At 40.8% G+C, this 17,795-nt stretch carries 15 protein-coding genes; 1 reads left to right on the top strand and 14 read right to left on the bottom strand.

Annotated features, from left to right (window positions below):
- Positions 1 to 41 precede the first annotated feature (41 nt).
- From IGI86_RS02340 to IGI86_RS02310, 7 genes are all read right to left on the bottom strand, one after another.
- Entirely contained in the window at positions 42 to 674 is a 633-nt protein-coding gene (locus tag IGI86_RS02340) for a DUF624 domain-containing protein (protein WP_060792627.1), read from the bottom strand.
- Positions 675 to 678: 4 nt separating this feature from the next.
- Positions 679 to 1,572, bottom strand: a complete 894-nt coding sequence (locus tag IGI86_RS02335; protein ID WP_016609627.1) for a carbohydrate ABC transporter permease — start codon at positions 1,570 to 1,572, stop codon at positions 679 to 681.
- 12 nt (positions 1,573 to 1,584) lie between these two features.
- Positions 1,585 to 2,508 (bottom strand): ABC transporter permease, encoded by a 924-nt coding sequence (locus IGI86_RS02330; RefSeq protein ID WP_060792628.1) that lies wholly within the window; start codon positions 2,506 to 2,508, stop codon positions 1,585 to 1,587.
- Between the two features lie 102 nt (positions 2,509 to 2,610).
- Positions 2,611 to 4,197, bottom strand: coding sequence for an extracellular solute-binding protein (locus IGI86_RS02325; protein ID WP_430617708.1), 1,587 nt, complete (start codon positions 4,195 to 4,197; stop codon positions 2,611 to 2,613).
- Positions 4,198 to 4,318: 121 nt separating this feature from the next.
- Positions 4,319 to 5,869 carry a response regulator transcription factor gene (locus IGI86_RS02320; RefSeq protein ID WP_430617707.1) on the bottom strand — a complete coding sequence of 517 codons (1,551 nt, stop codon included), beginning with the start codon at positions 5,867 to 5,869 and terminating at the stop codon, positions 4,319 to 4,321.
- Positions 5,844 to 7,487 carry a sensor histidine kinase gene (locus IGI86_RS02315; protein ID WP_086294500.1) on the bottom strand — a complete coding sequence of 548 codons (1,644 nt, stop codon included), beginning with the start codon at positions 7,485 to 7,487 and terminating at the stop codon, positions 5,844 to 5,846. Before IGI86_RS02315 ends, IGI86_RS02320 begins: the two co-directional genes overlap by 26 nt.
- Before the next feature lie 40 nt (positions 7,488 to 7,527).
- Positions 7,528 to 8,427, bottom strand: a complete 900-nt coding sequence (locus IGI86_RS02310) for a helix-turn-helix domain-containing protein (protein ID WP_060792630.1) — start codon at positions 8,425 to 8,427, stop codon at positions 7,528 to 7,530.
- A gap of 120 nt (positions 8,428 to 8,547) precedes the next feature.
- Between IGI86_RS02310 and IGI86_RS02305 the strand changes: the two genes are divergently transcribed.
- Positions 8,548 to 9,813 (top strand): glycoside hydrolase family 27 protein, encoded by a 1,266-nt coding sequence (locus IGI86_RS02305; protein WP_005227309.1) that lies wholly within the window; start codon positions 8,548 to 8,550, stop codon positions 9,811 to 9,813.
- 123 nt (positions 9,814 to 9,936) lie between these two features.
- On the opposite strand, the gene IGI86_RS02300 is transcribed toward IGI86_RS02305, so the two are convergent.
- From IGI86_RS02300 to IGI86_RS02270, 7 genes are all read right to left on the bottom strand, one after another.
- Positions 9,937 to 11,937: a glycoside hydrolase family 31 protein gene (locus tag IGI86_RS02300; RefSeq protein WP_430617706.1), complete on the bottom strand. Its 2,001-nt coding sequence runs from the start codon at positions 11,935 to 11,937 to the stop codon at positions 9,937 to 9,939.
- A gap of 33 nt (positions 11,938 to 11,970) precedes the next feature.
- A complete protein-coding gene (locus IGI86_RS02295) occupies positions 11,971 to 12,897 on the bottom strand; it encodes a helix-turn-helix domain-containing protein (protein WP_430617705.1) in 927 nt (308 codons plus the stop codon).
- A 137-nt stretch (positions 12,898 to 13,034) separates the two neighbouring features.
- Positions 13,035 to 13,301 (bottom strand): DUF6171 family protein, encoded by a 267-nt coding sequence (locus IGI86_RS02290; protein ID WP_005232191.1) that lies wholly within the window; start codon positions 13,299 to 13,301, stop codon positions 13,035 to 13,037.
- Positions 13,302 to 13,305: 4 nt separating this feature from the next.
- Positions 13,306 to 14,751, bottom strand: coding sequence for an alpha-N-arabinofuranosidase (locus IGI86_RS02285; RefSeq protein WP_430617704.1), 1,446 nt, complete (start codon positions 14,749 to 14,751; stop codon positions 13,306 to 13,308).
- A 10-nt stretch (positions 14,752 to 14,761) separates the two neighbouring features.
- Positions 14,762 to 16,384 carry a glycoside hydrolase family 43 protein gene (locus IGI86_RS02280; protein ID WP_430617703.1) on the bottom strand — a complete coding sequence of 541 codons (1,623 nt, stop codon included), beginning with the start codon at positions 16,382 to 16,384 and terminating at the stop codon, positions 14,762 to 14,764.
- Positions 16,385 to 16,402: 18 nt separating this feature from the next.
- Positions 16,403 to 17,359 (bottom strand): glycoside hydrolase family 43 protein, encoded by a 957-nt coding sequence (locus IGI86_RS02275; protein WP_429947010.1) that lies wholly within the window; start codon positions 17,357 to 17,359, stop codon positions 16,403 to 16,405.
- A gap of 15 nt (positions 17,360 to 17,374) precedes the next feature.
- Positions 17,375 to 17,791: a hypothetical protein gene (locus IGI86_RS02270; protein WP_008376104.1), complete on the bottom strand. Its 417-nt coding sequence runs from the start codon at positions 17,789 to 17,791 to the stop codon at positions 17,375 to 17,377.
- Between the last annotated feature and the right edge of the window lie 4 nt (positions 17,792 to 17,795).

The raw sequence follows: 17,795 nt of genomic DNA, 5'->3' as shown, positions 1-17,795 counted from the left end.
CCTGTTCTTTTATTTTGAGATTTTATGGTAAATGTACGAGCTTAGACAGTCGTATGCTTTTTTTCAGGTAAAAAGACATACGCATCTTTTTGTTTAAACAAATTAAGTTGAAAATAAACCAGCGGTGTAACACCAAATACGAAGAATAAACCCGGTAGTAGGTAGTAGCAACAGCTGATCCCGACCATAAGGACGAAAATTTGACCGGTCAATCCAGGTTTGCCAAGCATTAGAATCAAACTTTTTTTAAGCATGGGTTTCCAAGCTCGTTCGTGTTGAAAAAACCAAAAGAGATTGGCTAAAAAAAGGAGACTAATCACTATCAGAAGTTGGATCAACAAATAAACGGTTGTATCGGCTTCGGTAAAGACATAGTGTCTCATTAGCATCAAGTCAATCGAAAAAAGGGCTGCTAAAGGAAGGATAAAGAGTCCTAATCGATTCATTCTCCAAAAGTTTTTTCGAAAGCTTTTTGCAAAGGACTGAAACAATTTTATCGCATTTGCTTCTTGATATTTTTCATCATTGCAAAGTTCGTAAACCGCATTGGTTGCTGGCAATAGTCCGAAAAGAACTAAGCCGAATAAGGTAAACAGCAGCCAATAGCAATGCAACAGAAATAACAGTAAGCCTTTTTTCCCAATGCTCACATGTAAATCGACTAGCTTATTCATGTACTCACCCTTTCATTGCACCAATCATGACTCCTTTATCAAAGTATTTCTGTAGGAAAGGATAGATCACCAAAATCGGTAAGGTCGAAACAATGATGGCGCCATATTTGATCTGATCTGCATATTGTTGTCCGTAGCCATCACCCAAAGCGCCCGCACCACCTGCAGATGCTTGATTTGATAATAAAATATCTCGCAGAACGATCTGTAAAGGTTGTTTTTCGTAGTCGCGAATAAATACGAGTCCTGTAAAGAAATCGTTCCAATGTTGGACCAAATAGTAAAGACCCACCACAGAAATGACTGCTTTGGATAGCGGTAGCGCTACAGTAACAAAAAATTTTGCATAGGAGCAACCATCTAGAGCGGCTGCTTCATAGAGACTATCCGGAATGCTTGTCTCAAAAAAGCTTCTTGCAATGATCAAATTATAGACATTGACTGCCGAGGGAATAATAAAGACCCACATACTATCGATCAACCCCACATCTCGATAAAGTAAATACGTAGGGATCAAGCCACCATTGAAAAACATCGTAAAGGTAAAGAGAAACATCAAAAGTTTTCGAGGTTTAAATTCCTTTCTTGATAAGGCAAAAGCTGCGGGCAAAGTAAAAATTAAATTGACCGCCGTTCCTCCTAACGTATAAATCAAGGTATTGCGATAGCCCGTCCAGATCCTAGCATCTTGTAAAATTTTTTCAAAACCAAAAAAGCTGATATTCCTAGGAAAGAGTGTGACTAATCCTTTAGAAACCATGTTGGAATCACTAATTGAAGCGATGACGACAAAAAAGAGCGGATAGACGACAATCAAAAAGATACTCAAGCAAAGTATGATGATTGCTAGGTTAAAAAGAAGATCTGATTTAGGTTTGTTTGTTAGTGATAGATTCATATAGCCACCCCTTTACCATAAACTACGGTTCGTGTATTTTTTCGAAAGACCATTTGCTAAAACTAAAAAGAGAAAATTAATGATGTTATTGAATAGCCCGATCGCTGTTGAATAACTAAATTGACTGTTTAAAATCCCAATTTTATACACATACGTAGAAATGACTTCTGAGACGCTCAAATTCAAACTATTTTGCATCAGGAAAATCTTCTCAAAGCCAGCATTTAAAACCCCACCCATATTCATAATCAACAAAATAACCATCGTTGGCACTAATGCTGGTATATCAACATGGAGGATTTTTTGAAAACGATTGGCGCCATCGATATCTGCTGATTCATAGAGTTGCGTATCGATACTCGAAAGTGCCGCTAAGTAAATAATGCTGTTCCAGCCACAGTGCTGCCAAACCTCAGAAATGACATAGACGGGCACGAACGTACTGTCGCTCCCCATTAAGTTGACAGAAGAATCCAAGTTCAAGAGGTTGACTAAAACACCTGTTTCTGGTGAAAGAAAGACTTGCAATATCCCTACCATCACGACCGTAGAAATGAAGTGAGGTAAATAAACCGCAGTTTGCATGACTTTTTTTCTTTTAGGGTTTCTGATTTGATTGATGATCAATGCCAATAAAATGGGGGCAATGAACCCAAAAATCAGCGTTGTCACACTGATCCGCAACGTATTGACTATCACGGTTTGGAACATCGGGCTTTCGAAAAATTGTTGGAAATACTTGAAACCGACAAATTCGCCACCAGTGAGTCCCTTCGTAAAGTCGAATTCCCGAAATGCTAGTTGGATACCATACATTGGTATGTAATTAAAAACCAAAATGATCGCTAATGCCGGTAAAACCATCAACCATAGCTGCCATTGTCGCCTGAAATGAGAAAGTAGCCGATTATTTTTTTTCACGAGAACTGTGTCCATGATCTTCACTCCTTTGATAGATTTAGGTAAATAGCTGGTCTTTGTTATTCAAGCATGAACTTGCGATTGCTTTACTCAACTCTGACCAGCCTCACCACTCACTTAATTCCCGTAATATTGATCAAATCCTTTTTGAACGATCTCGATATTTTGATCTAAGCCGCTATTTTGCAAGGTTGTGACATATTGCTCCCACTCATCTTCAATGCCGCCTTTTGTCACCCATTTAGCAAATTTTGTCATTGCTTCATTGAGGATCGTTGTATTGTTGTTTGCTAGTGTTGTGGCATCCTCATTACTAAATTTCAAGAGATTGAATGGTACTACTTGTTCTTCAGGAACGATTTTATCCACGTAAGGATGCAACACTTCATCTTGGACCTCATTCGCTTTCATATCTGCGCCAAGTTCGACATCAAGAGCGTCTGAAATATACATTGGACTATTGTCCGCCCAAGTTGTTGTCCACTTCCATGTCCCTGGATCGACATTTTCATCTGCAGGTGGCAAGACGCGGTAAGTGTCCCCGTCTTTTTCGATGTTAGTGCCCAATGACCCAAACAATGCTTGGATTCCGATTTCTGGATCGTATAGCGCATTGACGAATTTTAAGGCTCCGTCCATATTTTTGGTTTGAGAGGAAACAACGGCAAAGTTTACCCCATAATTAAGCGAGGTTTCATAGCTCCATGTCGGTTCCACTCCAGCTTTTTGAATCAATGGTGCCATTGATGTATATTGATCTGCTAACTGATTACCAAATCGGTCTGAAGCTTCCCAGCCCCAAGTAAAACCGACTTTTGCCGTCTCGCCTTCTCCTCTACCAGTGGACTGATAGGCACTATAATCTTGAGAAAAAGCCTTAGGATTAATCAAGCCAGCTTCCCAGCACTTGTTCAAAAATTCCACTGTTTCTTTGTAACGCTCATCAACAAAGAAGTTGCCTACCTGTCCATTTTCAGCAAAGTAGCCGGTATTTCCTCCTTCTGAAACAACGATACCCGTACTTGCTAAAAGCTGCATTGGTTGGAAATAGCCAAAACCGCCGGTTCCAACTGGACTCCAATCCATTGGAATTTCATCGCTAGCATCCCCATCTCCATTCGCATCGTTTTCTTTGAATGCGACCAACACTTCGAATAGTTCATCCCATGTTTCAGGTACGTCTAACCCAAGATTGTCCAGCCACGTTTGATTGATATATTGACGAGAAGCAGATTTAGGCCAAAAACGCTGGTATTTTGGTAAGCCATAGATCTCTCCATTCAGTTGAGTAGCAAGTGCTTTTGTTTCTGGTTTTTCTTCAAACATCTTTTGAACATTTGGCAGGGCATCTAAGTGATCAGATAAATCGGTGAACAAGCCAGGAAACTTCGCAAATTCCGCATCCGTCACAACATTTGGTCCCAGAATCAAATCGGGAATATCTCCAGAAGCCAACATTGGGGCTTTTTTCTGATCCCAATCAGCGGAAACTTCCTCCCACTTTATGGTCAGCTCAAGTTCTTCTTCTAGTTTGTTCAACCACTCAATATCTTTGTTCTTTTGCGTCAAGCCATGTTTTACCACTAACACATTTAACTGATTGCTTGACGATTCTCCATCTCCCTCACTTGAAGAACCTCCCCCGCATCCAGAGAACAATCCGATCAATGCTGCGGAACAAAACACCAAACCTAATTTTTTCATTTTCTCATCCCTTTCACTCTTGTTACACTAAGTATAACGCCGAAAATGAAAACGCTTTTATTAACAATTTTTACTTCTACTCTCTTTTTTTTACTCGCCAACCATTTTTACATGATTCTCCTCATTCATAGTCCATAATGTTGCGGTTAAACTGATATGGAGAGACTCCTACTCGTTCTTTAAAAACACGGAAAAAATAATTATAGTTCGCAAATCCGCTTTGTCTTGCTACTTCATTGACACTACAAGACGAGGTACTCAACAATAGTTTTGCATAATCGATCCGCAACTCAGACAAGTATTTTGAAAAAGACTGTCCCCATTGCTGCTTAAACACCCTACTTAAATAGGAATAATTTAAATCAATCGCTTCGGCGCAGGTCTGCAAGCTTATCGGTTCTTTGAAGTGTTGATGAAGATAAAGAATACATTTTTTTACCGGCTCGTCAACAGGCTTAAAGACTTCTTTTTGGAAATTTTTTACACTTAATGAGATGGCTTCAAAAAAATCTGCTTCGATTCTTAGTAACGTATCGAACTGTTGATAATAATTGATTTGAATCATCGTTTCCATCGGTTGTCTAAAGCTATTACTCATCGCTAAACTGATTTGAAAATCGATTTGTGCAATTAATTCTAAAGCCAGCGAACGTGCGACCCGTTTTTCTCTTATATACTCAAACAGTTTTTTACTATAATATTCGATGTTTTCTGGTTCGATGTATTTGGTATAAAAATAGATTTTTTTCAGATACAAAGCGATCTCATGCTGTTGAAAGACGTTTTTACTGCATTCTTGGCTTGAAAAATGCAGCAACTCATTCGGACGTGAAAAAAAGAGTAAATCTGAGATTCGTTCATCGCTCTTAAATAGTTCTAATACCTCCGACAGTTGATTGCTTACTGGGGATCGCAGGAGAAAAAGTTCAACATCTAGTAAGCGCTTAGCAGCATGGTAGCACTTGGTTTTGATCGTTTCCAAGTAATCATTGATCGCTTTATAGGATTTGATTTTTGCAAACGAGTAAAGCATAAAAAGCTTCCCATCATCAGTCACGAAAGAGAGCATTTCTATGGTTTCATTCTTTGTGTCTAAAATCAATTGCTCTAAAACAGCGCTCACTTTTCGTTTATACTTTTCTTTGTCCCAAACATTTTTGCTGATAGAGATAGGTATCATAACAAGTCCTACCATTTTTTCAGTTACAAAATGCGGATACTGTTGCATCAAGAAGCTTGTATTTCCATGAAAAAAGTCTCGTAGAGAGGGTGTCTCGTAAGCAGGCGCAGCCATTGGCTCGTCTGTAAAAAAATTGATTTTTTTCAGCGCTTCCGAAATCACTTCCTCGCTCAATTCATGTTTCAAAAGATAGTCAACGACCCCATATTTCATGCTACCACTCGCATAATTAAAGTCGGCGTAGCCACTCATCACGATCACTTTAGTCGTGCGATCGATCAGTTCCAATTGTTCTAAAAAGGCTAAGCCATTCATAATTGGCATATTCATGTCTAAAAAAATGAGATCTACAGAATAAATCTCCAAATAATTTAACAACTCGTAAGGATTTGCCGTACTGAGTACAATTTCAAATTGAGGGAAATTTTGTAAAATAGTACTTATTTTGTTGCGTGAAATCAACTCATCATCTAAGAGGGCTATTTTCTTCATCGTCTTTTTCTCCAATCATAGGAAGCTCAATAATGACTCGGGTGTAAACCCCTAACTCTGTTTCATATGTGATCCCATAGTCTGGACCATAGTAGAGCTTGATTCGTTTATCGATATTATGGATACCAATTTTCGAATAGTGTTTTCCATTGCTTTTTTCTCGCTCGTTTATCTGTTTTATCGCTTCTTCTGTTAGTCCATTGCCATTATCTTCAACCATTAAACAAAGCTTATCTCCCTTTTTTTCTCCACTTATTTTTATTTGCCCTTTTTCGCTATTCGTTCCAACAAAATTGTGCAAAATGCTATTTTCAACAATGGGTTGCAAAATAAATCGAAGGATACGGCAAGATAAAATCGCTGGATCAAGCGCCCAATGAACATCAAAGCTATCAATATAGGCAACTTTTTGGATGGACACATAGCTTTTGACATGGGCTACTTCTTCAGACAAAGGAATCAAGTCTTGTCCCTTATACATCGTGGCATGCAACAATGATACAAGTGATTTCGAAAGATGGGCAATATTGTTAGCCTGTTGTAATTCAGCCATCCAGGTAATCGAGTTTAGCGTATTGGACAGAAAATGGGGGTTGATTTGAGCTTGTAGAAAGTCGATTTCAATTTCTTTTTTCTCTTTTTCTCTGGCTTTATTTTCTTCCATTAAAGTATTGATATTGGCAACCATCGAATTAAAGACTATACTCATTTGTTTTAATTCGTCATTTCCTTGAATCTCAACAGTGGTCGATAAGTCCTTATTCTTGACCCGCTCCATTGCTTGGTTTAATTGATCGATTCGTTTCGACAGTTTTAATATAATCAGCGTAGCCACAAAAATACTCATGCTGACGATCACGATACACAGGAAAATCATCAGTCGCAAATTCTGTGTCAACGGTCCCAAAAATGGTTTTTTGGGGAGATGGAGATGAAACCACGCTTCGACTTCTTCACTATAGAATGATTTCTCATACAAATTGGCTTGGTCTTCATCAATGGTGCCAACTTCAGCAAGCACCGTTTGCTTTTGATCTAACAAGGCGATCTGCGTCCCAGCTGGGAGGTTTTCTAATTGATCATTAAGAAACTCGCTTGTATGAAGAAATCCCACCAAGTGCCCTAGGACTACTTGCCCGACTTTGATTTCATTTTTGATATAAACAGTCGAATCATCAATTTCTCTTGCATAAGCGGCCTCATTGGTGTAACCAATCAACGTTTCTTCAACAACTGGATCAACTAACCCAAACGACATCAACCGATTTTCTTTGGAATAAATCGCCATTCCCAGCAAATAAGGTTGAAATTGATACAATGGTTCCACGATCTCCTTCAATTCCATGGTCAGTTTGATGCTCTCAAAGGTGTCTCTCGTAATCCGTGGTTGTTCACTGGCCTCTTTCAACGTGTCGTAGCCATCCATAATCAATTTATAATTGATATGATTAAGATCCGTACTGATCGTATGGATATTACGTAAAATAGAGACCTCGATCTCTTTCGCTTGGATCTCCATATTTTTATCAATGATCTTATTCGCGGTATTAGAAAAAAAGAGAATGATCAGTGACGAAGTAACGACATTCGCAATAATGATCGTTACCATAAGTTTCATTTTTATCTTCAATCGCTTCACACTTTCTAACTATCTGTCTTTACTTCATTCTTAAAAAAGCTGTATGTTCCCCTAATATATGTTGTCCTGCTTCTTCTTTGATTTGATGGGTGTAGATTTGACGATAAACTTTAGGACTCATGCCTTTTTTCTGTTTAAAGGTATTGGTAAAGTGCTGCCTACTGTTGAATCCTGCTTGAGCGGCAATTTCGACGATTGGCAGCTGACTATTGCTTAGTAAAAATGCTGCCTGCTTCAGACGCTCACTGGTGAGAAAATGGTTGACCGTCACTCCCAGTTGCTCATGAAAGAGTTTATGCAAGTAGGCTTTCGTAATCCCCACAGCCGCTGCGATTTGGGAGACTTGAATATCTTCATCAAAATGCTGTTGAATATAGTTGACCGCAGCGTTCACATAGCAATTGCCCCGTTTGGTTTCTTTCGTACGTAATGAAAAGGCTAATTCCATCAACATCCGCTTAAACAAGAGCTCGATCGTAAATTGCCGTTCAGCAGACGGTTGCTCTTGAGTATCATCGATCATTAGCAGCTGCAGCAATGACTTGATCGCTTGTCCAAATTGGCGGACATCGCGACTTTTCGCGTAAGGCTCATTCAATTGTACATTTCCTTTGATGTATGCAAAAACATCACGAACACAAAGGCCGGACGGTGTCTCACTCAGAAGAAATTCAATATTCAGTAAGGTGCAGGAATCTCCTTCAACGAGTAAGGCGTGTTCCACAAACGCGTTTATGAAAACGAAATCATTTCTTTCCAGAACAATTACTTGATCTTGCACCTTTATCTTACACTTCCCTTTGGTCACAAACATGATCTCACACGCTGGGTGTTGATGTGGATCCATGGAAAAACGCTCAAGGGCAACACTATAGTATGCTGTAATCTTCGCATAGTTTGTTTCTTGTGGAAACACCATTGATCAACTCCTTTTTCATTCGTTGACGATTTCTTTCTTTTTTATTTCTAGTAGACAAAACTTTCCCTCTCTTTTTTATTGCTTACTATACTATAAGAAAAACGTACTAGGAGGAAATCAATGTCTTTTTTACATTTTGCACAAACACCCCCAATGGGATGGAATTCTTGGGACTGCTATGGCGCTTCTGTAACCGAAGCAGAAGTGATCGCCCATGCAGATTTTATGGCAGAGCATTTGAAAGCTTATGGTTGGGAGTACGTCGTCGTGGATATTCAATGGAGCGAACCAGAAGCAAAGTCTACAAGGTACAATGATTTTTATCCGTTGTGTATGGACGACTATTCTCGCTTGATTCCTGCTGAGAACCGTTTCCCTTCAGCAAAAGATGGCGCTGGTTTCAAAAAACTTGGTGACTATCTGCATCAAAAAGGGCTGAAGTTTGGTATCCATATCATGCGCGGCATTCCACGACAAGCAGTTCATCAAAATACGCCGATCAAAGGAACAGATAAACGGGCACGGGACATTGCTATGAATTCAATCTGCCCTTGGAATTCCGATATGTATGGGGTCGATGTTTCATTGCCTGAAGGACAGCTTTATTATGATTCTTTGCTCGAATTATATGCTTCTTGGGGTGTTGACTTTATAAAGGTGGATGATATCGGCGATTCGAAAATTTACGGTGATGCCCATAAAGCAGAAATCAAAGCGATTCGCCGTGCGATCGATCGATCGGGTCGAGAGATCGTCCTTTCTTTGTCTCCCGGACCAGCTGCCCTCAAAAATGGTAGTTTCTTTCAAAATCATGCCAATATGTGGCGCTTGACGGATGACTTTTGGGATCATTGGGACGCCCTTTACGCCATGTTTGACCGAGCAGCAGAGTGGGCACCTTTCGTCCGTCCAGGTAACTGGCCTGACTGTGATATGCTGCCGTTGGGTCATATCGGCATTCGGGCAGTTGATGGTGGCGGTGGTGATAGCTGGACACGTTTTACGGAAGACGAGCAATACTTATTGATGAGTTTATGGACGATCTTCCAATCTCCATTGATGTTCGGTGGTACTTTACCAGACATCGATCCCTTTACGTTACGTTTATTGACGAATACTGAAGTCTTAGAAATGTATCGAAGAATCCATACGAAAAAAGAGTTCTATCGTGATCAAGAGTGGATCATTTGGGAGGCGTTGAGCGACACAGCCGTCTACTATGCCATTTTCAATGTTTCTGATCAAACGCAAACCATCCCAAAATCGATCGCTGCTTTACTACCAATTAAAAGCGGCACTGAGTTATGGCAACAAAAAGAACAAACAATTGCCGATGCTGAGGTTCCTACTCATGGTGTCTTGTTACTCAAAAGCCCATTACAATAGTCCTCTCAATGAAAGCAACACAATGTGCCGAGCACATTGTGTTGCTTTTCTATTCATATGGTTCTTACCCTCTCAACAAGGTACCTACTAGTCTTACAAACAACTCACCGTAACCATTTCCAGTTACACTTCATGAATCAAGTAACTCTGTTTTCCCTCTCGTAAAAAGATTGGTAAGGAATCAATTTGTGCCTGTGCGACAATCCATTGTCCACCTTCATAGATAGTTCCATCTCGAGCATCGGTCCATTTTGCTCCTGTTGGCAAATATACCTCACGCTCAGTAGCATGCGCTACAACGATGGGCGCTACTAGAATATCAGAACCATAGAGATACTGTGTTGTCAGTTCCCATGCCTGGTGATCCTCTGAAAATTCATAAAAAGTTGGGCGAATGACTGGCGTTCCTTTTTCATGAGCTGCGCGCATCAATTCACGCGAGTAGTCCCGCATCAATTCACGAATTCCAATAAATTTTTTCATAATCTCATAGTTCTTTTCCCCAAACGTCCATATTTCGTTAGCTGCTCCGGTTTGCTCTGTTTCTTCACCATCTGCCTTGAAGATTTTTTTATGGGGAGTACGTGAACCATGCAATCGCATGACTGGACAAAAAGTCCCATATTGAAACCAGCGGATCAATAAATCTTGAAAATCTAGACTTGTCACAGAACCACCATGAAATCCGCCGATGTCACTTGTCCACCACGGGATGCCTGCCAACCCCATTTGCATGCCAGCAACGATTTGGTTGCGAAAGTCTTGGTAAGTCGAATGAATATCGCCGGACCAAACCAATGCCCCATATCGTTGGCTGCCCGCCCAAGCACAACGAACCAATTTGATTGAATGTTCTTTTTGTGAGGAGGCTTCTCCCTCATCAAAACCACGAACATACTCACGGGGGTAAATATTGCCTTTTTGCAGCACACTCCCTACATAATAACGATAGGAATCATAGTCATACGTACCAAATTCTGGTTCAGCCTCATCCAACCAAAACAAGCGAATGCCGTTATTGACATAATTTTTTGATACTTTCTCCCAGACATAGTTTCGAGCTTTAGGATTTGTTGGATCATAAAAAATGTTATTCCCATGAAACAACATCTGCACATCAATGCCGCGATCCGTTTTGACTAATAAGCCTTTTTCTTTCATCTCTTGAAAATTCTCACTACGCGTGTCGATTTGGGGCCAGATCGATACCATTAGCTCGATTCCATATTTATCTCGTACTTCTTCTGCCATCGCCTTGGGGTCTGGAAAGAAATTTTCATCAAAGCGAAAATCACCACAGCGCGGCCAATGATAATAATCGATCACTAGTACATCAACGGGAATGTTCCGCTCTTTGTGTTCCCTAGCGATCGCCACTACTTCCGCTTGTGTCGCATAGCGAAGTTTACATTGCCAAAATCCTAGACCATATTCGGGCATCATAGGTGCCCGTCCTGTCACTTGGCTAAATTGTTCTTCGATTTGAGCTGGTGTCTCTCCAGCAGTGATCCAGTAATCCAATTGCTTCGTACTTTCGGCACGCCATTCGGTCGTATTTTTACCAAAAGAGACCGAACCGATTGCTGGATTGTGCCAAAAAAAGCCGTATCCTTTGTTTGATAAATAAAAGGGGATCGAAGCTTGTGAATTTCGATGCGCTAATTCTAAATTACACCCTTTTAGATCAAAAATATCCTGTTGATATTGCCCCATACCATAGATTTTCTCCTCATGATTGGCTTCGAAAGTAGCTTTTAGTTGAAAATCTCCTCCAATAATCGACTTGAAAAACCGCGCCTTTTTCAAGAGCGCACCGCCAGATGCTGCTTCTTTCAAAATCACTTCACCTTTTTGATTGTAAAAAGTGATCTTGCCATAGTTGTTCCAGCCTGACTCTTTGGTGACTACTGCGTGGATTTTTCCATTACCGATAGATCCTACATCCCCCTCAATCGCAACCTCGGCCTTAGAATCTTGTGTTAATAATGCACAGCAGGATAAATCTAGTTCACCAGACGGTGCACTCACCACCCGCAAACTGTTCGTGCCCCAAGCAATAATGCGCACGACTTCATTTCCATTTTGAAATTCGAGGTAATTCTCACCTATTGAAAAAAACGACATTTTTGAACCCTCCTTTTTTTCAGTATAGCTGGATTACAGAGGGCTATCCTTCGATTTTATGGCGTGTTCTATCGTAATCATGTCATTTTTCCGATATTGTGTAGGGGTCTCACCAAACATCTTTTTGAAGCACACAGAAAAATGATTACTATTACAAAAACCGACAGCTTGAGCGATCGCCACCATGGTCAAATCAGTCTCTCGCAACAATTCTGCCGATCGGATCAAGCGATAATGATTTAGATAAGCCATTGGGGAAGTTCGAAATGATTGTTTAAAAAATCGTGTAAATTGCTCTTTACTTAAGGAAACAGAATCGGCTAAATCTTGCAATTGGATCATTTCATGATAATTAGTATGAATATAAGATAAAACCACTTTTTCCCGTTTTTCTTGGAGGCGCTCGCTTGATTTTTTTGCTGGCTGGTCGGTCCCAACTTCTAATAGATATGACAAGAGTTGGATAACGATCCCTTTCAGACGTAATTCACGATAGGACGATTTCCCCATAAAGCATTGATCAAATAGTTGAAACAAGGTGAGACTTTGTTGACTTTTATCTGGAAAATCCACATAAGAAGTAACACATTCTTGTATCAAAAAAGGGTCGATTTGTTGGCTTTGAATTCTATCTGATTGCCGACTCGTAATTAATTTTTCAGAAAAAACGATACATGAAAAACGGCAGCTTTGTTGTGCGATTCGATAGGCAGTGTGTAAAGTATTGGGAGGAATCAGTACGATCGTATTTGCCTTAATCTTGCGTGAGACTCCATTAACGACTAATTCTAGCTGTCCTTGATGGACACATAAAATTTCGATTTCTTTATGCCAATGTGGCACAAAAAAGAATTCTCGCCAAACACTCACTAAATTAGGATAATATGCTAATGGGAAATCTTCCGTGCCATGATTCGCAGCTTCATAATAAGTAAGCGCTGCGGGTTGATTTATTTTCATTGAATCACTCGCTCACTTTCCACTTTATTAACATTGTTTTTCGTTTAATCATAGCGTATCTACAACGATTATGTAAGCGTAATCAAAAAAATGTTTTATCTGTTGATCCTTCTGACCAATTGAAACAAACAGGACAGCTACTTGACGAGCTGTCCTGTTTGTTCCCACATTCCTGCAGGACAGTTTTTCTTAGCTAAATTTGCGCGAAACCGATAAAAGCAGCCGCATTTGGTACAGGTATGATTCAATCGCAATGGACAAGTCTCACAAACAACGATTCTCCTACTGACGATCTCCGGCGAAGCCAAGTCGCTTTCTAAAGAAAGTTGTTCTGCAATCAAGGATTCAATGTCTTCCTGTGCTGCTGCAGCAGCATCTTTCACTTCGCATCCTTTACAAGTCATGGGATCAGACTGTCAATGAGATCGTTAGAACACTCATTGCTGGCACCCGCAAGCTGACTTTGTTCTCTTTAACATCGTAAGCGGTGAAGTCTTGGATCACCACATCTTCAGGATGATCAAAATCATTGTGTGCGTTCATTTTGTCCCCCACGATATAACGAGCTTCTTTCACTTCATTGATCGCTGTTTCCAGGGAGAAGGATAATTCTTCCGTGCCTTGGGTAGCAAAATTACAAACCGATAGATGGATCGTATCTTCTTTTTTCGAAATCGTATACGTAATGGTATCACTGCTAGTTCCATGGCTATCAATGGTTTCAGCATCTTGATGGACTTTGTACAAATCAAAGACATGATAGCTTGGGGTTTTCACCATTTGTTCGCCATCTGTCAAAATCATCGCTTGCAGGACGTTGACGGTTTGTGCGATATTTGCCATATGCACTCGCTTGGCATGTTTATGGAAAATATTCAAGGTGATCGCTGCGACCATGGCATCACGAATCGTATTTTGTTGGTATAAGAAGCCTGGATTCGTCCCAGGTTCTGCTGAGAACCAAGTGCCCCATTCATCAACAATGATCCCCACACGCTGTTCTGGGTCATACTGGTCCATGATCGCGCTGTGGCGGGTCAATAATTCATCCATGTAGGCTGCTTTTTCACAGGTCACTTGCCACTCTGCCTCATCAAATTCCAAGGCGCTACCTTTTTCTTCCCAGCCCTGCGGATGAACGTAGTAGTGCAAGCTTAGGCCGTCCATCAACCAATGGGCGTTTTTCATCAGCGTTTCCGTCCAATGATAGTCTGCGACATTCGCTCCGCCAGCAACTTTGTAGATTTTTTTGTCACCGTATTGGCGGACATAGGTTTGATAGCGGCGATACAGATCCGCATAGTACTCTGGCCGCATATTGCCGCCACAGCCCCAGTTTTCGTTTCCTACGCCAAAGAATTTCATTTCCCACGCATCTTCATGGCCATTTTCTCTGCGAAGATCAGCCATCGGAGAAATGCCATCCATCGTAATGTATTCCACCCATTCCGACATTTCTTGCACCGTTCCGCTGCCGACATTACCGTTGACATACGCGTCACATTCCAGCTGCTTGATCAATTCAAAAAATTCATGGGTCCCGAAATGATTGTTTTCAGTCACGCCGCCCCAGTGAGTGTTGACCATCGTTTTGCGGTTTTCTTTAGGACCAATCCCGTCTTTCCAATGGTATTCATCGGCGAAGCAGCCGCCTGGCCAACGTAGCACAGGGATTTGAATGTTTTTCAGTGCTTCAACCACATCAATCCGCATCCCATTTTTATTTGGGATCGGCGAATCTTCTCCAACGTATAATCCTTCATAGATACAACGGCCTAGATGCTCTGCAAAATGACCGTAGATATATTTACTGATCGTTGTTCCTGATTTTGTGTTTTGAATGTTAATCGTCATTGTTATACTCCTATTCTTTGATTCCCCAAATGGATTCATTATTATCGCCAATCGTTGAAAACGTTAATTTTTGCTGCTCAAATTCTGTTATTTCCTGACTTAATAAGATACCTTTGAAGGTCGCTTTTTCAAAAGTCAATGCCAAGTCTCCCGCATCGTACGTCCAAGTTCCGGTCAAGTCACCAGTAACGCTTCCATCTTTTTGAAGCTCGACTGTCTGCGTTTTTAGCATGGTCGTTCCATTGTCGGTACCATGGTTAATGATTTCATAGCGTCCGATAATGTCATCTTCTGACAAAGCATATGCTATTTGTTCATTGCCTCGATACTCGTAGGGTGCTGGAACTGGCCAGCCCTCCTCATTCATATACATTCTGTTGACCCGTACTTCATGGGCTTCGGTTCCATTGTTAAAGCGCGTATGGTACACCAAGGACCACTGACCATTCTCATCGATGATCGCCGAATTGTGTCCCGCTGCTCGATACCCCATTTGTTGAAACGAGAATTGGTAGTTGCCAATCAATTTGATGCCGTAGTTTGAATTTTGGTCCCCTTGTTCGAAGATTGGGCTATTTCCTTGGGCATCAAGGTAAGGTCCTTCTGGTTTTTCAGCGCGAAATAGTCGCATATTGTAACCACCTTTTGCTGCTAAACCACCATAAGTGACGAACAGGTAATAATAATCGGTTTCCTCATCATAAACAATATAGGGACCTTCTCCTGATTGATGATAGCCGCCAAAAAGCTTGATCCCGAAATAGCGATCAATGATACGCCCATCTTCCGTCGTGCTATCTTCCCCAGGATACATTGGTTTTCCAGTGGCTGGATCAACTTCTAATAAAAAGATACCGCCAGACCAAGAACCATAGGTCATCCATAGTTTCCCTTCTTCATCATAAAACAACGCTGGATCAATGGCGTTTGGCGCATAATCGGTGTTATACGTCAGACCATCTTCGATCGCCCAGTTTTCACTGAACCCACTGATTTTCCCCTCTTTGATCAATTTCGCCAAATGGGTATTTTGATAGTTGGTATTGCGTTCACTACCATCTGTCGAATCTTTTTCTGTAAAGCCAGAATAGACCACGGTATCCGCATAGCTATAGGGTCCTTCGATTGTTTTAGCTACGGCCAATCCAATCGCTGAACGCCGCCACGTAGAACTAGCTGAGTAGTAGAGCATATAGGCTCCTTTGTCTCCATTTGACCATTCATAATCAGCATTCCAAATGACATCTGGTGCCCAAAGGCTGTAACCACCTTTTGAATCGGCATCATCGTAGCCTGCCCATTCAAAAGTCTCAGCTAGATTTTCTTTTGTGTTACCATAGATCATATTGTCTTCCATTGATTCATATTCGTGAGTGAAAGGTACTTCCCAAGTTTGTAAATCTTCTGTTTTCGCTTGGGCGAGATGCGAACCAAATACGTAAAACAGCTCTTGGTCACCAACATGAATAGAAGTAATCGATGGGTCATGAATCGACACTCGATTTTTTGTCGTTGTTTCCCACTCCTTTTGTGAAAGTTGCTCAGCAGCATCTCCTGTTTGACAGCCAGCAAGAAATAAACTAGTAAAAAAAACGGACATGGTTAAACAGAGCATTTTTCTTTTTGTATTCATTTTTTCCCTCTCTTTTATCTATCCTTTGACTACACCGGGTTCGCCAAAATCAGGCAATCCATTTTTCTTCCAAGTAAACGGTTGGACGTACGCATGTCGATTGGGATTTTCTAAAGGATTACTGTAATCATTTTTTTCTGGTCTTGCATGATACACTAAGATATCTTGTTTCCCTTCCTCATCGACTGTAAAGGAGTTATGTCCTGGTCCGTATAGGGAATTTTGTTCAGAACTTGAAAAGACTGGTTCCTTCAACTTATGCCAAGAATACCCATTCAATAGATCACTATCCTCATCTGCCCACAACAGTCCCATCGCGTAGTTTTCATCCGTCGCACTGGCTGAATAAGTAATGATCACTTTTCCATTTCTAATCAAAGCAGCTGGAGCTTCGTTCACTTTGAAGCCGATTTTTTCCCATTCATAATAAGGAATGCTCAGCAGAATCTGCTTTCCTTGCAATGTCCAAGGATTTTCCATCTCTGATAAATAAAGATTGGAATTGCCTGGAATGTTTGGATCTGCTTGTGCCCAGACATAATACAATCGGTTCCTATGTTCAAATACCGTAGCATCTAAACTGAAACTCTCAAATTGCGTCTCGATCTGTCCTTTTTCTACCCACTCGCCTGCAAAGGGATCTTCATTCGCATTTTCGATCGCAAACATCCGATGATGATGCTGATCATTTCTGACTTCTCCATGATCTGCAGCAGCAAAATAGATGTACCATTTTCCTTGAATAAAATGAATCTCTGGTGCCCAGATCAGCTCACTCATGGGGCCTTCGGCATGAGCCGTCCAGATGACTTTCACTTCATTGTCAGCCAGACCTTTCAAGGTTTTCGCACGCCTTAATTCGATTTCCTGATACCCTGGTTTTGATCCAGTGAAGTAATAATATCCATCGGTATGCTTGTATATCCATGGGTCTGCACGTTCTAATACAATCGGTTCCAAATAATTTTCTGCCATAAATTCTACACCTTCTTAAAAAATTCCATTTTCCGTTTTTAGTATTTTTATTGCTTTGTTTTTAGACATATACATCGTCGTAGCTAGTAAATAGAGGACGACACCGATCACATCATAGATGATCAAATGGATGATGACACAGGCGATCATCCAACGTATCGTTCCTTTGTTTATTTGTTTGTCTCGCATATTCTTCGCGTTGATCCAACTGATAACGCCCATCAAAATCGTCGCTAACGCAACGATCATAACTACCTTCGATATCATTCCTACCAGACTTGACTGCAAGTATTCATACTGATTTTGATTTTGAAATGCTGCGATCCCTTGTTCTTCAAACCAAGGATAATACCCAAACATCGTTACGAGACCAATACAGACATCCCAGACCGCACTGGCACGTAGTAAATTTCTTTCCAATTTTCGATTCATGATC

The organism is Enterococcus sp. AZ188 (assembly GCF_050544075.1).
Lineage (GTDB): Bacteria > Bacillota > Bacilli > Lactobacillales > Enterococcaceae > Enterococcus_D > Enterococcus_D entomosocium.
The sequence above is the reverse complement of the archived record's forward strand: the minus strand, read 5'-3'. Positions and strand labels throughout refer to the sequence as shown.

Bases quoted from the DNA above. Each gene is read 5' to 3' on its own strand.
- IGI86_RS02305 (WP_005227309.1), top strand. From the start codon at position 8,548: ATGTCTTTTTTACATTTTGCACAAACACCCCCAATGGGATGGAATTCT.
- IGI86_RS02290 (WP_005232191.1), bottom strand. From the start codon at position 13,301: ATGACTTGTAAAGGATGCGAAGTGAAAGATGCTGCTGCAGCAGCACAG.
- IGI86_RS02340 (WP_060792627.1), bottom strand. From the start codon at position 674: ATGAATAAGCTAGTCGATTTACATGTGAGCATTGGGAAAAAAGGCTTA.
- IGI86_RS02330 (WP_060792628.1), bottom strand. From the start codon at position 2,508: ATGGACACAGTTCTCGTGAAAAAAAATAATCGGCTACTTTCTCATTTC.
- IGI86_RS02300 (WP_430617706.1), bottom strand. From the start codon at position 11,937: ATGTCGTTTTTTTCAATAGGTGAGAATTACCTCGAATTTCAAAATGGA.
- IGI86_RS02315 (WP_086294500.1), bottom strand. From the start codon at position 7,487: ATGAAACTTATGGTAACGATCATTATTGCGAATGTCGTTACTTCGTCA.
- IGI86_RS02270 (WP_008376104.1), bottom strand. From the start codon at position 17,791: ATGAATCGAAAATTGGAAAGAAATTTACTACGTGCCAGTGCGGTCTGG.
- IGI86_RS02310 (WP_060792630.1), bottom strand. From the start codon at position 8,427: ATGGTGTTTCCACAAGAAACAAACTATGCGAAGATTACAGCATACTAT.
- IGI86_RS02280 (WP_430617703.1), bottom strand. From the start codon at position 16,384: ATGAATACAAAAAGAAAAATGCTCTGTTTAACCATGTCCGTTTTTTTT.
- IGI86_RS02325 (WP_430617708.1), bottom strand. From the start codon at position 4,197: ATGAAAAAATTAGGTTTGGTGTTTTGTTCCGCAGCATTGATCGGATTG.
- IGI86_RS02295 (WP_430617705.1), bottom strand. From the start codon at position 12,897: ATGAAAATAAATCAACCCGCAGCGCTTACTTATTATGAAGCTGCGAAT.
- IGI86_RS02320 (WP_430617707.1), bottom strand. From the start codon at position 5,869: ATGAAGAAAATAGCCCTCTTAGATGATGAGTTGATTTCACGCAACAAA.
- IGI86_RS02275 (WP_429947010.1), bottom strand. From the start codon at position 17,359: ATGGCAGAAAATTATTTGGAACCGATTGTATTAGAACGTGCAGACCCA.
- IGI86_RS02335 (WP_016609627.1), bottom strand. From the start codon at position 1,572: ATGAATCTATCACTAACAAACAAACCTAAATCAGATCTTCTTTTTAAC.
- IGI86_RS02285 (WP_430617704.1), bottom strand. From the start codon at position 14,751: ATGACGATTAACATTCAAAACACAAAATCAGGAACAACGATCAGTAAA.